At 71.3% G+C, this 14717-nt stretch carries 9 protein-coding genes and 1 pseudogene; 6 read left to right on the forward strand and 4 right to left on the reverse strand.

Going from position 1 to position 14717, the window contains the following annotated elements:
* Positions 1-231: 231 nt before the first annotated feature.
* From hisC to ACFRFC_RS12905, 6 genes are all read left to right on the forward strand, one after another.
* On the forward strand, positions 232-1311 hold the full coding sequence (hisC, locus tag ACFRFC_RS12880) for a histidinol-phosphate transaminase (RefSeq protein WP_382682509.1): 1080 nt from the start codon (positions 232-234) through the stop codon (positions 1309-1311).
* A gap of 377 nt (positions 1312-1688) precedes the next feature.
* Positions 1689-3194, forward strand: a complete 1506-nt coding sequence (locus ACFRFC_RS12885; protein ID WP_382682505.1) for a cytochrome ubiquinol oxidase subunit I — start codon at positions 1689-1691, stop codon at positions 3192-3194.
* Between the two features lie 20 nt (positions 3195-3214).
* On the forward strand, positions 3215-4219 hold the full coding sequence (cydB, locus tag ACFRFC_RS12890; protein ID WP_382682502.1) for a cytochrome d ubiquinol oxidase subunit II: 1005 nt from the start codon (positions 3215-3217) through the stop codon (positions 4217-4219).
* A gap of 117 nt (positions 4220-4336) precedes the next feature.
* Positions 4337-8041 carry a thiol reductant ABC exporter subunit CydD gene (gene cydD, locus ACFRFC_RS12895; RefSeq protein WP_382682499.1) on the forward strand — a complete coding sequence of 1235 codons (3705 nt, stop codon included), beginning with the start codon at positions 4337-4339 and terminating at the stop codon, positions 8039-8041.
* 208 nt (positions 8042-8249) lie between these two features.
* Positions 8250-9959, forward strand: coding sequence for a GAF domain-containing sensor histidine kinase (locus ACFRFC_RS12900; RefSeq protein WP_382682497.1), 1710 nt, complete (start codon positions 8250-8252; stop codon positions 9957-9959).
* 415 nt (positions 9960-10374) lie between these two features.
* Positions 10375-11424: a peptidoglycan DD-metalloendopeptidase family protein gene (locus ACFRFC_RS12905; RefSeq protein ID WP_382682494.1), complete on the forward strand. Its 1050-nt coding sequence runs from the start codon at positions 10375-10377 to the stop codon at positions 11422-11424.
* Between the two features lie 53 nt (positions 11425-11477).
* On the opposite strand, the gene ACFRFC_RS12910 is transcribed toward ACFRFC_RS12905, so the two are convergent.
* From ACFRFC_RS12910 to ACFRFC_RS12925, 4 genes and pseudogenes are all read right to left on the reverse strand, one after another.
* Complete coding sequence (locus ACFRFC_RS12910; protein WP_382682492.1) at positions 11478-12368, reverse strand: HAD hydrolase family protein; 891 nt, start codon at positions 12366-12368, stop codon at positions 11478-11480.
* A 103-nt stretch (positions 12369-12471) separates the two neighbouring features.
* Positions 12472-13374 carry an LLM class flavin-dependent oxidoreductase gene (locus tag ACFRFC_RS12915; protein WP_382682489.1) on the reverse strand — a complete coding sequence of 301 codons (903 nt, stop codon included), beginning with the start codon at positions 13372-13374 and terminating at the stop codon, positions 12472-12474.
* Between the two features lie 43 nt (positions 13375-13417).
* Positions 13418-13864, reverse strand: a complete 447-nt coding sequence (locus ACFRFC_RS12920; RefSeq protein WP_382682487.1) for a hypothetical protein — start codon at positions 13862-13864, stop codon at positions 13418-13420.
* A gap of 138 nt (positions 13865-14002) precedes the next feature.
* A pseudogene (locus ACFRFC_RS12925) lies at positions 14003-14550 on the reverse strand (RNA 2'-phosphotransferase).
* Between the last annotated feature and the right edge of the window lie 167 nt (positions 14551-14717).

The raw sequence follows: 14717 nt of genomic DNA on the forward strand, positions 1-14717 counted from the left end.
GTGTGACGGGTGAGGCCGACTCGAACGAATCGCGGAGAGCCGGTGAACGTCGGGGACAGGTGCGGCACCGGGCGGTAATCGCGGCGGGCCAGGGATCTTGGTCGCCACGCAACCCGGAGGCCATGACCTCACCCCCGACCGTTACACAGTGCGGCCGAAGCCTCCTAAGGTGTGGAGCAATGGATGCCGGGGGCCAGGGACGGGCCGCCGGTGGTCGCGAGGAGGACCGTGGTGACCGAGACGAGCCCCAGACTGCGCGCTGTGCTGGAGGGGATCCCCACCTACAAGCCGGGGAAGCCGGCCGCTTCCGGGTTGCCGGAGGCGTACAAGCTGTCCTCCAACGAGAACCCCTATCCCCCGCTGCCCGGGGTGCTGGAGCGCGTCACCGCCGCCGTCTCGTCCTTCAACCGCTACCCCGACCTGGCCTGTACGGGGCTGATGAACGAGCTGGCGGACCGGTTCGGGGTGCCGCTGACGCATCTGGCGACCGGTACCGGCTCGGTCGGGGTCGCCCAGCAGCTGGTCCAGGCCACGGCGGGCCCCGGCGACGAGGTGATCTACGCCTGGCGGTCCTTCGAGGCGTACCCGATCATCACGCAGATCAGCGGTGCGCGCCCGGTGCAGGTGCCGCTGACCGGCGGCGAGGTGCACGATCTGGACGCGATGGCCGACGCGATCACCGAGCGGACCCGGCTGATCTTCGTCTGCAACCCCAACAACCCCACCGGCACGGTCGTGCGGCGGGCCGAGCTGGAGCGGTTCCTGGACCGGGTGCCCGGCGATGTCCTGGTGGTGCTGGACGAGGCGTACCGGGAGTTCATCCGCGACCCCGAGGTGCCGGACGGCGTCGAGATCTACCGGAACCGGCCGAATGTCTGTGTGCTGCGGACCTTCTCCAAGGCGTACGGGCTTGCCGGGCTGCGGGTCGGTTTCGCGATCGCCCATGAGCCGGTGGCGGCGGCGCTGCGCAAGACGGCGGTGCCGTTCGGGGTGAGCCAGCTGGCGCAGGAGGCGGCGATCGCCTCGCTGCGGGCCGAGGACGAGCTGCTCGGCCGGGTCGGGTCGCTGGTGGGTGAGCGCACCCGGGTCGCCGAGGGGCTGCGCGCCCAGGGCTGGACGGTGCCGGAGACGCAGGCCAATTTTGTGTGGTTGCGGCTGGGGGAGCGCACGGTGACCTTCGCGGAGGCGTGCGAGCAGGCCGGGGTCGTGGTGCGGCCGTTCGCGGGCGAGGGGGTCCGGGTGACCATCGGCGAGACCGAGGGCAACGACATCTTCCTGAAGGTCGCGGAGGCGTACCTCAAGGAGGGGTAGGGCTGCGGCGGCTGTAGGGTGCGGCGGCTGTAGGGCCCCGCGAGTGATACGTACGGCGGTCAGCTGGCCGGCACCGGTCCGCCCCCCCCGCCGCCCCCCGGCCCCCGCCGCCCCCCGCCTCCGTCCCGGCCACAGTCACAGGGCACGACGCCACAGGTGTCGTGCCCTTCCGTATGCCCGGCCGAGGGCCTCCGCCGGACGCCCCGCGCCCCTTGCGACCCCAAGGGGTACCCCCTGTCAAGAGTCGAAAATCGGTACGTCATAATGGCTTGTGAATGTGAACGCGTTCACAAGCGTGTCCCGGTTGCTCCCAGGTTGGGTGTGACGTAAGGGGCAAACTGCCACTGTGTCCACGGCGATTTAAGGAGACCGACGACGTGGAAATGGCTTTGGCGCCAGAGACCCTGGCGCGTTGGCAGTTCGGCATCACCACCGTCTACCACTTCCTGTTCGTCCCGCTGACGATCTCGCTGTCGGCCCTCACGGCCATGCTCCAGACCGCCTGGGTGCGCACGGGGAAGGAGAAGTACCTCAGGGCCACCAAGTTCTGGGGCAAGCTCTTCCTGATCAATATCGCGATGGGCGTGGTCACCGGCATCGTGCAGGAGTTCCAGTTCGGTATGAACTGGTCCGACTACTCCCGTTTCGTCGGTGACATCTTCGGAGCGCCTCTGGCCTTCGAGGCATTGATCGCCTTCTTCTTCGAGTCGACCTTCATCGGCCTGTGGATCTTCGGCTGGGACAGGCTGCCGAAGCGGATCCATCTGGCCTGCATCTGGATGGTGTCGATCGGCACGATCCTGTCCGCGTTCTTCATCCTCGCGGCCAACTCATGGATGCAGCACCCGGTCGGCTACAAGATCAACGGAGAGCGGGGCCGGGCCGAGCTGACCGACTTCTGGCTGGTGCTGACGCAGAACACCGCGCTGGCCCAGGCGTTCCACACCCTGTCGGCGGCCTTCCTCACCGGTGGCGCTTTCATGGTCGGTATCGCCGCCTTCCATCTGCTGCGCAAGCGGCACATCCGCGAGATGCGGACTTCGCTGCGGCTCGGCCTGGTCACCGTCGCGATCGGCGGACTGCTCACCGCGATCAGCGGTGACACCCTCGGCAAGATCATGTACGAGCAGCAGCCGATGAAGATGGCCTCGGCCGAGGCCCTGTGGGACGGCGAGGCACCGGCGCCCTTCTCGGTCTTCGCCTATGGCGACGTCGACAAGGGCCACAACACGGTCGCCCTGGAGATTCCGGGACTGCTGTCCTTCCTGGCCCACAACGACTTCAGCTCGTTCGTCCCTGGCATCAACGATGTCAACAAGGCCGAGCAGGAGAAGTACGGGCCGGGCGACTACCGGCCCAACATTCCGGTCGCCTACTGGGGCTTCCGCTGGATGATCGGCTTCGGGATGACCTCGCTGGCCATCGGTCTGATCGGACTGTGGCTCACCCGCAGGAAGTTCCTGCTGCCACGGGCGCACCGGACGGGCGAGGACGAGGTGCCGCATCTGGTGCTGTTCCACAAGCCGCTCGGCTCCCGCCTCAGCAAGTGGTACTGGCGACTGGCCGTCTGGACCCTGGCCTTCCCGCTGATCGCCAACTCCTGGGGCTGGATCTTCACCGAGATGGGCCGCCAGCCCTGGGTCGTCTACGGACTGTTCCAGACCCGCGACGCGGTCTCCCCCGGGGTGTCCCAGGGCGAGGTCCTCACCTCGATGATCGTCTTCACCTCGCTGTACGCGATCCTCGCCGTGATCGAGGTCAAGCTGCTCGTCAAGTACGTCAAGGCCGGGCCGCCCGAGCTGACCGAGGCCGACCTGAACCCGCCCACGAAGATCGGCGGCGACTCCCGTGACGCCGACAAGCCGATGGCCTTCTCGTACTAGGCCGAGGGAGCTGCACAGTCATGGAACTGCACGATGTCTGGTTCGTCCTGATCGCCGTCCTGTGGATCGGCTACTTCTTCCTGGAGGGCTTCGACTTCGGGGTCGGGGTGCTCACCAAGCTGCTGGCCCGCAACCGGCCCGAGAAGCGGGTGCTGATCAATACGATCGGCCCCGTCTGGGACGGCAATGAGGTGTGGCTGCTCAGCGCGGGCGGCGCGACCTTCGCCGCCTTCCCCGAGTGGTACGCCACCCTGTTCTCGGGCTTCTATCTGCCCCTGCTGATCATCCTGGTCTGTCTGATCGTCCGGGGCGTGGCCTTCGAGTACCGGGCCAAGCGACCCGAGGAGAAGTGGCAGCGCAACTGGGAGAGCGCGATCTTCTGGTGCTCGCTGATCCCGGCGTTCCTGTGGGGTGTGGCCTTCGGCAACATCGTGCGCGGCGTGAAGATCGACCAGAACTTCGAGTACGTCGGCAACTTCTGGGATCTGCTCAACCCGTACGCCCTGCTGGGCGGTGTGGTGACGCTGACCCTGTTCACCTTCCACGGCGCGGTGTTCACGGCGCTCAAGACGGTCGGGGACATCCGGGAGCGGGCGCGCAAGCTGGCCCTTCGGGTCGGTCTGCTCACCGCCGTGGCGGCGCTGGGCTTCCTGCTGTGGACGCAGGTCCGGGACGGCAACGGCGAGAGCCTGGTCGCCATGATCGTGGCGGTCGTGGCGCTGGTCGCGGCGCTGGGTGCCAATCAGGCGGGGCGTGAGGGATGGTCGTTCGCCCTGTCCGGGGTGACGATCATCGCGGCCGTGGCGATGCTGTTCCTCTCGCTCTTCCCGAACGTCATGCCCTCCTCGCTCAATGCGGACTGGAGCCTCACGGTCACCAACGCCTCGTCGAGCCCGTACACCCTGAAGATCATGACCTGGTGCGCGGCGATCGCCACACCGATCGTGCTGCTCTATCAGTCGTGGACCTACTGGGTGTTCCGCAAGCGGATCGGTACGCAGCACATCGCCGACCCCGCGCACTAGGTCAGGCACAGGGGGGTGTTTCACGTGAAACGCCCCCCTGGCACCGATCGGACCGACTGGCGCCGATCAGACCGATCAGACCGATCAGACCGATCGGACCCGAAGGGCCTGTTTCACGTGAAACCAATCGATCCGCGTCTTCTGCGTTACGCCCGTGCCACCCGGCTCTTCCTGGTGGCGATCGTCGGCCTCGGCGTCCTCGGGGCCGGTCTGGTGATCGCCCAGGCCATGCTGATCGCCGAAGTGGTGGTCGGGGCCTTCCAGGGCGGAATGCCGGTCGCCGAACTGCGCACCCCCTTGCTGCTGCTGGTGGCCGTCGCGCTGGGCCGGGCGCTGGTCTCCTGGCTCACCGAACTCGCCGCGAACCGGGCCGGCGCGGCCGTGAAATCGGAGCTGCGCGGCAGGCTGCTGGAGCGGGCCGCCGCGCTCGGTCCCGGCTGGCTCAGCGGCCGTCGGACCGGCTCGCTGGTCGCGCTCGCCACCCGTGGTATCGACGCGCTGGACGACTACTTCTCGCGCTATCTGCCGCAATTGGGGCTCGCGGTGGTGGTTCCGGTGGCGGTGCTGGCGCGGATCGTCACCGAGGACTGGGTGTCCGCCGCGATCATCGTGGCCACGCTGCCCCTCATCCCGGTCTTCATGGTGCTCATCGGCTGGGCGACCCAGTCCCGGATGGACCGTCAGTGGGAACTGCTGTCCCGGCTGTCCGGGCACTTCCTGGACGTGGTGGCGGGGCTGCCCACGCTGAAGGTCTTCGGACGGGCCAAGGCGCAGGCCGAGTCGATCAAGCGCATCACCGGCGAGTACCGCCAGGCGACCATGCGGACGCTGCGGATCGCCTTCATCTCCTCGTTCGCCCTGGAACTGCTCGCCACGATCTCGGTCGCCCTGGTCGCCGTCACCATCGGCATGCAGCTCGTGCACGGCGAATCGGACCTGTATGTCGGTCTGGTGATACTGATCCTGGCGCCGGAGGCGTATCTGCCGCTGCGGCAGGTCGGCGCGCAGTACCACGCGGCGGCCGAGGGGCTGGCGGCGGCCGAGGAGATCTTCGCGGTGCTGGAGACTGCGGGGCCGGAGGGGGGTACGGGGGGCGGTACCGGCTCGGTGGGTTGCGGTGTGGCCTCCGGGGAGATCGGTACGGCCCCCGGAGAGATCGGTGCGGCCCCCGGGCGTGGGGGAACGGCCCCGGCGGCCACCGGTACCTCCCGGGCGGACGCCGATGCCCTCCCCGTGGGCACCGGTGCCTCCCCGGCAGACGCGCTGTCCTTCGAGGACGTCACCGTCCGCTACCCCGGGCGGGCCGTCGACGCGGTCTCCGGCGCCTCCTTCTTGGTGGCGCCCGGTGAGACGGTCGCCTTGGTCGGACCCAGTGGCGTCGGCAAGTCCACCTTGCTGAACGTGCTGCTGGGCTTCGTCCGGCCGGTCGAGGGGCGGGTGCGGGTCGGGGACACCGACCTCGCCGACATCGACGTGGCCCGGTGGCGGTCCCGGATCGCCTGGGTGCCGCAGCGCCCGCACCTGTACGCCGCGAGCATCGCGGAGAACGTCCGGTTGGCCCGTCCCGACGCGGACGACACCGCCGTACGGCAGGCGCTCGCGGACGCGGGCGCGCTGGAGTTCGTCGACGCGCTGCCGCAGGGCGCCGACACCGTGCTCGGCGAGGACGGGGCCGGGCTGTCGGCGGGGCAGCGGCAGCGGCTCGCGCTGGCCCGCGCCTTCCTCGCCGACCGGCCCGTACTGCTGCTGGACGAGCCGACGGCCGCGCTGGACGGCGAGACCGAGGCGGAGGTCGTGCACGCGGTACGGCGGCTGGCGGCCGGGCGGACCGTGCTGCTGGTGGTGCACCGGCCCGCGCTGCTGGCGGTGGCCGACCGGGTGGTGCGGCTGGCGGAGACGGCGGCACCGGAGCCGGTGGCCAAGATCGCCGAACCGACCGCCGAGCGGCAGCCGGGCGAGGAGACTCCGGTCACCGAGGCGTGGCCGTTCGACGGGGTTCCGGGCGCGGAGCAGGCGGTGACCGAACCCGGCGACGCGATGGCATCCGCCGACGGTTCCGAGCAGGCTCCGGCGCATGTGCTCGCGCGGGTGCGGGCGATGTCGGGTGCCCGGCGGGGGCGGCTCCTGCTCGCCCTGCTGCTCGGGAGCCTCGCGCTCGGCAGTGCCGTGGGACTGATGGCGACCTCCGGGTGGCTGATCTCGCGGGCCTCGCAGCAGCCGCCGGTGCTGTATCTGATGGTGGCCGTCACGGCGACCCGCACCTTCGGCATCGGCCGGGCCGTGTTCCGCTACGCCGAGCGGCTGGTGTCGCACGAAGCGGTGCTGCGGATGCTCGCGGACACCCGGGTGGCCGTGTACCGGCGGCTGGAGCGGCTGGCGCCCGCCGGGCTGCGCCGGACCCGCCGGGGCGATCTGCTGTCGCGGCTGGTCTCCGACGTGGACGCGCTCCAGGACTACTGGCTGCGCTGGCTGCTGCCCGCCGGTGCCGCCGTGGCGGTCTCCGCCGCGTCCGTCGGCTTCACGGCCTGGCTGCTGCCCGAGGCGGGCGCGGTGCTCGCGGTGGGGCTGCTGCTGGCCGGCGCCGGGGTGCCGCTGATCACCGGGGCGGTGTCCCGGCGCGCGGAACGCCGGCTCGCCCCCGCCCGTGGCGAACTGGCCACGCGCGTCACCGACCTGCTCACCGGCACCGCCGAGCTCACCGTCGCGGGCGCCCTGCCCGCCCGGCTCGCCACGACCCGCGAGGCCGACTCGGTGCTCACCCGGATCACCTCGCGCGCCGCCACCGCCACCGCGCTCGGCGACGGACTGACCGCGCTGATCACCGGCCTCACGGTGGCCGCCGCCGCACTGGTCGGCGTCCAGGCGGTCGCCGCCGGACGGCTGGACGGGCTGCTCCTGGCGGTCGTCGTCCTCACCCCGCTGGCCGCCTTCGAGGCCGTGCTCGGCATGCCGATCGCGGTGCGGTTCCGCCAGCGGGTGCACAAGAGCGCCGAGCGGGTGTACGAGGTGCTGGACGCGCCGGAGCCGGTACGGGAGCCGGAGCGGCCCCGGCAGGCGCCCGCGTCACCGTTCCCGGTCGTCCTCAAGGGGCTCACCGCCCGGTACGCCGGTCAGGAGCGGGACGCGCTCGCCGGGGTCGACCTCACCCTCGGCGAGGGGCGCCGGATCGCCGTCGTGGGCGGGTCCGGGGCGGGCAAGACCACGCTGGCCCAGGTGCTGCTGCGGTTCCTGGACGCCGGGTCCGGCGCGTACACGCTGGCCGGGGTGGACGCGTACGCCCTCGACGGGGACGACGTACGGCGGCTGGTCGGGCTGTGCGCCCAGGACGCGCACCTCTTCGACAGTTCCGTGCGGGAGAACCTGCTGCTGGCCAAGCGCGACGCGACCGACGCCGAACTGTGTGACGCGCTCGCCCGCGCCCGGCTGCTGGAGTGGGTAAAGGGCCTGCCCGACGGGCTGGAGACGATGATCGGCGAGCACGGGGCCCGGTTGTCGGGCGGCCAGCGGCAGCGGCTCGCGCTGGCCCGCGCGCTGCTCGCCGACTTCCCGGTGCTGATCCTGGACGAGCCCGCCGAGCATCTCGACCTGCCCACGGCCGACGCGCTCACCGCGGATCTGCTGGCCGCGACCGAGGGCCGTACGACCCTGCTGATCACCCATCGGCTGGCCGGTCTGCAAGCCGTCGACGAGGTGGTCGTGCTGGACGCGGGACGGGTGGTGCAGCGCGGGACGTACGCCGAGCTGACGGCCGTGGAGGGGCCGTTGCGGGAACTGGCGGCGCGGGAGGCGGAGACGGAGGTGCTGGTGGGGGTGGGGCGGTAGGGGTGGGGCGGTATGGGTGGCCAGGCTGTGGGTGGGCGTGGCGGGTCAGGCACTGTTGCGGGTCGCAGGGTCCCGACCGTAAGGCGGCCCTGTGTTGGGCCGCAGGGTTTCGTCCGCATGGTCCCCTCCTCGGCCAAGCGTTCCGATTTTCTGACTCCTCCCATGAGTCCGACTTTCCGTGACAAGTGGGACTAATTACCCTCGGGGCATGACTGCCCTACCGCCCGCCGGTCCCGCCGATGACGGGGATCCCGGCGACGCGTCCCCCTGGGACCTGCCCAGTGGCCCCGATCCCCGGGTCGCCCGGCTCCTGGAGGCGATGCGGGCCGTCGGCAGCGGGCTGGAGCTGCATTCCACGCTGCACCGGATCTGCACGACCGCGGTCTCGCTGACCGACGCGCGTTACGCGGCGATCGGTGTGGTCGCCGAGGACCGGGACGGGCTGGTCGATTTCGTCTACCACGGCGTGGACGAGGCGACGGCCCGGCGGATCGGGCGGCTGCCCGACGGGCACCGGGGCCTGCTCGGCGCGCTCATCCACCACCCCGACCCGGTGCTGCTCGCCGACCTTGGATCCGACCCGCGCTCCTGCGGATTCCCGCCGCACCACCCGGCGATGCACAGCTTCCTGGGCGTCCCGATCCGGGTGCAGGGCGAGATCTTCGGCAATCTGTATCTGACCGAGAAACGCGGCGGCGAGCCGTTCCACGCGGACGATCTCGGGATGGTGCGGCTGCTGGCCACCGAGGCGGGCATCGCGATCGGCAACGCCCGGCTGTACGAGGCCGCCACGCAGCGCGAGCGCTGGATCGACGGATCCGTGGCCGTCACCACCGCGTTGCTGTCCGGGCAGGACGCCGATGACGCCCTCCAGGTCGTCGCCGAACAGGCCCGCAGACTGTCCGGATCGGCGGCCGGGTTCGTCCTGCTGCCCGCCGAAGAGGGCGGTCTGGAGGTCGTCGCCGTGGCGGCCTCCGAGCCGGCGTCCAGCGCGCTCGGTCTGGTCGTCCCGCCGGACAGCCGGATCGTCGCCGAACTCCTCGACGGACGGGCGGTGTTCGTCGAGGACGCCGCCACCGACGGCCGGATGGTCACCCACCTCGCCCGTGCGTACGGCCCGACGATGCTGCTGCCGCTCCAGAGCGAGGGCCGGATCCTCGGCACCCTGGTGCTGCCCCGGGCGCGCGGCGAGCGCCCCTTCACCGAGACCGAGCGCACGCTCGCGATCCAGTTCGCCTCGCAGGCGGCGCTCGCGCTGATGATGGCCGAGGCCCAGCGGGACCGGGAGCGGCTCGCGGTGTTCGAGGACCGCGACCGGATCGCCCGTGACCTGCACGATTTGGTAATCCAACGGTTGTTCGCGACCGGCATGATGCTGGAGAGCGCACAGCGCGGGTCGGTGGTGCCAGAGGTCCGCGACGGTGTGGGCCGGGCGGTCGACGAACTCGACGTCACCATCCAGGAGATCCGTACGGCCATCTTCGCGCTCCAGCAGGGCCCGGCCGAGGCGCCGGCCGGGCTGCGCACCCGGGTGCTGCGGGAGATCAACACGGCCGCCGTACCGCTCGGTTTCAAGCCCGGACACCGGTTCGTCGGTCCTGTCGACGCCCTGGTGGGCGAGCTGACCGGCAAGAACCTCATCGCGGCCCTGCGCGAGGCCCTCTCCAACGCCTTCCGGCACGCGGGCGCGTCACGGATCGACGTGGTCGTGGACACGACGGTACGGCTGCCGGACGGCCGGGCGGGTGTCCGCCTCACGGTCGCCGACGACGGTGTCGGCATCCGCGAGGGCGGTCGGCGCAGCGGCCTGAGAAACCTCGGACTCCGCGCGGAGTCCCTGGGCGGCGCCAGCTGGTACGGGCCGGGGGTCGGGGCGGACGGGGGCGGGACGACGGTGGTGTGGGAGGCGCCGTACTAGGTCCGGCCGTCTCCTTTGCGGCTGCCCGGCGACGCCTTGCGGCGTTCCAGCGGCGCCACTCGGCCCCCATGGCCGTGGCGCATCCTGTGTCGGTTACCGACCCGGTCCGGTCCCTGGCGCACCGAGTCTCGGTTGCCGATCCGGTCCCCGTGACGTACCTGGTCCCCGTGACGTACCTGGTCCCCGTGACGCACCCGGTCTCCGTGGCGTACCTGGTCCCCGTGACGCACCCCGTCTCGACTGCTGACCCCGCCCCGCTGACGACTCAACCCCGCACGCCAACTCCCCACACCGGCCTCGAAAGGCACGGACCGCCACCGACACGCCGACCGTGGCACCCGTCCGCAGCAACCCGTCCCCCACCCGTACGACGTGAACATGCGGCCGTACGCCCGCGCGGGACACGATCGCTGACATGCGCTCACTTCGTCGCCGCCCCTTGCTCGTTCCGGTGCTGCTGTGTGCCGCCGCCGTGCTCGCGGCTCGGCCGACCGGGCCGTCGGAGAGCGGCGGCGGCGCGGACGGTGGGACGGCCGCGCGGGTGGCCCGGTTGTACGAGGACGCGGCCGACACGGCCCGGCGGTACGAGGAGGGCCGGCGCGGGGCGGAGCGGCAGCGGACGCAGGCCCGGCGGCTGGAGGGGCTGCTCGACGAGCGACGGCGGGAGATCGCCGTACTCCACGAGGATCTGGGGCGGATCGCCCGCGCCCAGTACCGCGATGGCGGCGGGCTGCCGACCGCCGCGCGGATCCTGCTCGTGGTCAGTCCGGAGGAGCTGATGCGCAATCAGCGTGTTCTCGCCCAGACGAACACGGCCGTCGGCAACGCCATCGACAAGAGCGTCCGCGCGGAGCGACGGCTCGCCGCCGACGAGGCGAGGGCCGCGGCGGCCTGGCGGGAGCTGGAGGAGCACACCGCCGAACTGGCCGAGCTGAAGCAGGACATCGAGGCGAAGCTGGAGCGGGCGCGGGGCCGGTTGCAGGGTGAGGCCGACGCGTCCGCCGCCGCGGGCAACTGCCGGGGCGCCGTACGGCTGGACCAGCCGGAGGAACGGCTCGCACGGGAGTGGGTGGCGCCGGTGGAGACGTACGAACTGTCGGCCGGGTTCGGCAGCGGCGGGGCGCGCTGGGCCAACCGGCACACCGGGCAGGACTTCGCGGTGCCGATCGGCACGCCGGTGCGGGCGGTCGGGGCTGGCCGGGTGGTGCGGGTGAGCTGCGGCGGCGCCTTCGGCATCCAGGTCGTGCTCCAGCACCCCGGCGGCTACTACACGCAGTACGCCCATCTCGCGTCCGTCGCCGTCGACCAGGGCGAACGGGTGGTGCCGGGCCGGTGGATCGGCCAGGCCGGCACGACCGGCAACTCCACGGGGCCGCACCTGCACTTCGAGGTACGGATCACCCCGGAACTGGGCTCGGGCGTGGACCCGATGCCGTGGCTCGGGGCGCGCGGGGTGGGGCTGTGAGACGCGCCGGCCTGCGGGCGGCGGGGGACAGGAGGCGGAGGCAGGGCGGCCCGCTACCCCACCCGCTCCGCCAGCATCCGCTCGATCACGACGGCCACCCCGTCCTCGTTGTTCGCGACCGTCCGTCCCGACGCGGCGGCGATGACGTCCGGGTGGGCGTTCCCCATGGCGTACGACTGTCCGGCCCAGGTCAGCATCTCGACATCGTTGGGCATGTCACCGAAGGCCACGACCTCCCGGGGCGATATCCCGCGCTCGGCGCAGCACAGGGCGAGGGTGCTGGCCTTGGAGACGCCGGGGCCGCTGATCTCCAGCAGTGCGCTGGGGCTGGAGCGGGTGACGTTGGCGCGGTCGCCGAGGGCGAGCCGGGCGACCGTGAGGAAGGCGTCGGGGTCCATCGCGGGGTGGTACGCGAGGATCTTGAGCACCGGCTCGGCGGACCCTTGCGCGCCCCCGGCCAGCAGTTCCTCGGCCGGGGCCAGCGTGTCCGGTATCTCCAGGTGCAGCTGGGGATAGTCGGGCTCCTGGTTGAAGCCGTACGTCTGCTCCACCGCGTACACCGTGCCGGGCGCCGCGTCCCGCAGCAGTCCTACGGCGTCCAGCGCGTTCTCCCGCGCCAGCGCGCGCACCTTCACGAACCGGTGGCTGCCCGGCCCGCCGTGCAGATCGACGACGGCGGCGCCGTTGCCGCAGATGGCGAGGCCGTGCCCGTGGACATGGTCGCTGACGACGTCCATCCAGCGGGCGGGGCGGCCGGTGACGAAGAAGACCTCGATGCCCGCCTCCTCGGCCGCCGCGAGGGCGGCGACGGTCCGTGGGGAGACCGATTTGTCGTCGCGCAGCAGGGTGCCGTCGAGGTCCGTGGCGATCAGGCGGGGCGGCGCGGCGGCGGCCGGGAGGTCGGGCTGTCGAGTCGCTGAGGTCACCCGGCCATTGTCGCGCATATGCCAGTACGACCGGGTGGGAGTCGACGTATCCGCCTCATGGCCGCCCCACCCGGGCGGATACCGGCCGACGGGGCCGCTGTCCGAGCTGCCGACGGGGCCGCTATCCGAGCTGTGCCACCGCCTCCATCGCGATCTGCTGAAAGACCTTCTCGTCGGCCGCGAAGTCCGTGTCCGGGATCGGCCAGTGGATCACGATCTCGGTGAAGCCGATCTCCTGGTGGCGCCCGGCGAAGTCCACGAACGCGTTGAGCGACTCCAGCGGGCGCTGCCGGTCCGGGGTGAACCCGGTGAGCAGGATCTTGTCCAGCCCGATCACGTCCCGGCCCAGCTCGGCGCAGGCGTCCGCCAGCCGCTCGGCCTGCTCCCGGATGGCCCGTACCGACTGCTCCGGGGTGCCGTGCTCGAACAGCTTCGGGTCCCCGGTGGTCACCCACGCCTGACCGTGGCGGGCGGCGAGCCGCAGCCCGCGCGGCCCGGTCGCGGCGACGGCGAACGGCAGCCGGGGGCGCTGCACACACCCCGGGATGTTGCGGGCCTCGTGCGCCGAGTAGTAGTTGCCCTCGTACGACACGGAGTCCTCGGTGAGGAGCCGGTCGAGCAGCGGCAGGAACTCGCCGAAGCGGTCGGCGCGCTCCTTCGGCGTCCACGGCTCCTGCCCGAGCGCGGTGGCGTCGAAGCCGGTGCCCCCGGCGCCGATCCCGAGCGTGAAACGTCCGCCGGAGAGGTCGTCGAGCGAGATCAGCTCCTTGGCGAGGGTCACCGGATGCCGGAAGTTCGGCGAGGTGACCAGCGTGCCCAGGCGCATCCGCTCGGTGACCCCGGCGGCGGCCGTCAGCGTCGGCACGGCACCGAACCACGGGCCGTCGCGGAAGCTGCGCCAGGACAGATGGTCGTAGGTGTACGCGGTATGGAACCCGAGCTGTTCGGCCCGCTCCCAGGACGCCCGGCCCCCCTCCTGCCAGCGGCGATGCGGAAGGATCACGGTGCTCAGGTGCAGGCTCATGCCTCCGAGCGTAAGCGGCCGGGGCCTGTTTCACGTGAAACAGTCACCGTACGCGTCCGCTCAGCCACGGTGTGAGGCTGATCATCGTGACCGCCTCCTTGTAGGTGCGGTCGCCGGGCAGGGGCACGATCAGGAAGTAGCCGGGCGGGAAGAAACGGCCCTTGACATAGGCCAGGCCGCCGAATATCGAGCGGAGGAAGCCGGGCACCTCGTCGCGCGGGACGTCGTGGAACTCCACGCCGTCCACCTTGATCAGCGCGTCGTCGTCGGGAAAGAGGCGGACGTCCACCACGGGGGAGCCGCCGAACTCGACGTATGCCTCGTGCGGCAGCGAACCGTCCGGGTCGGTGGTGACGCCGACGCCCGACGCGCTGCGGCGCGAGGTCTGGTCGGCGCCGATGTCATGGCTGACCTCGATCTCACGGGCGTACTCCGCGGCGATGGCCCGGAGGGCGGTGACGGCGGCCTCGGTGGTGGGAAGGTGTTCCATAGGACGATCATGCGACGAAGAGCGCGGCTTACGCGACTGTCAGTGTTTCCGGGTGCCCGGGTGTTCAGGGCGCCCGGAAGTCGCCGCGACCGTCGGTGTGCACCGGAAGCCGCAGAACCCTGACCGTCACCCTGGCCGTCACCGCGTCCCAGGGAACCGCAGATACTCCGGCGGCACCCTCTTCGTCAGCCACACCCCGTTCGCGCTGACGTGGAAGACATGCCCGTCCCGATGCATGGCCCCGGTGTCCACGGCCAGCACGACCGGCCGTCCCCGGCGCGCGCCCACGCGCGTGGCGGTCTCGCGGTCGGCCACAGGTGCACGTCGTGCCGGTTCATCGGCCGCAGTCCCTGCGCGCGGATCGCGTCCAGATGGCGGGCGACGGTGCCGTGGTAGAGGTACGGCGGTGGGGCGGCCGGCGGGAGGCCGAGGTCCACGTCGACGCTGTGGCCCTGGCTGGCGCGGATCCGGCCGTCCTCGATCGCGAACCGCTTCTTGTCGTTCGTGGCGACCACCTGGTCCAGTTCCTCGCGGGTGAACCGGAAGCCATGGGCCGTCGCCGCGGCCATCAGCGCGTCGATCTCGACCCAGCCGCCCTCGTCGAGGACCAGCCCGATCCGGTCGGGCTGGTGGCGAAGGTGCTTGGAGAGATACTTCGACACCTTCACCGTGCGTCTTTCATCCATCGCACCAGAGTGCCGGGCGAGACCTGAATCACGCAGATGATTTTGCGGGCCAGGTTTGATCCACAACCAACTGTAGTTATCCACAGGGGAATTGGCGGTTCTGTGGACAACGGCCTCTCGTTTCCACGGCTTTCGCGAAGAAAGCGCGGATACAAGCGATTTGGCGA

It is taken from the genome of Streptomyces sp. NPDC056734 (assembly GCF_042790455.1).
Lineage (GTDB): Bacteria > Actinomycetota > Actinomycetes > Streptomycetales > Streptomycetaceae > Streptomyces.

What these genes read in the sequence shown, in the direction of transcription:
- cydB (WP_382682502.1), top strand. Translation starts at nt 3,215, where the DNA reads ATGGAACTGCACGATGTCTGGTTCGTCCTGATCGCCGTCCTGTGGATC.
- ACFRFC_RS12900 (WP_382682497.1), top strand. Translation starts at nt 8,250, where the DNA reads ATGACTGCCCTACCGCCCGCCGGTCCCGCCGATGACGGGGATCCCGGC.
- ACFRFC_RS12905 (WP_382682494.1), top strand. Translation starts at nt 10,375, where the DNA reads ATGCGCTCACTTCGTCGCCGCCCCTTGCTCGTTCCGGTGCTGCTGTGT.
- ACFRFC_RS12910 (WP_382682492.1), bottom strand. Translation starts at nt 12,368, where the DNA reads ATGCGCGACAATGGCCGGGTGACCTCAGCGACTCGACAGCCCGACCTC.
- ACFRFC_RS12915 (WP_382682489.1), bottom strand. Translation starts at nt 13,374, where the DNA reads ATGAGCCTGCACCTGAGCACCGTGATCCTTCCGCATCGCCGCTGGCAG.
- ACFRFC_RS12920 (WP_382682487.1), bottom strand. Translation starts at nt 13,864, where the DNA reads ATGGAACACCTTCCCACCACCGAGGCCGCCGTCACCGCCCTCCGGGCC.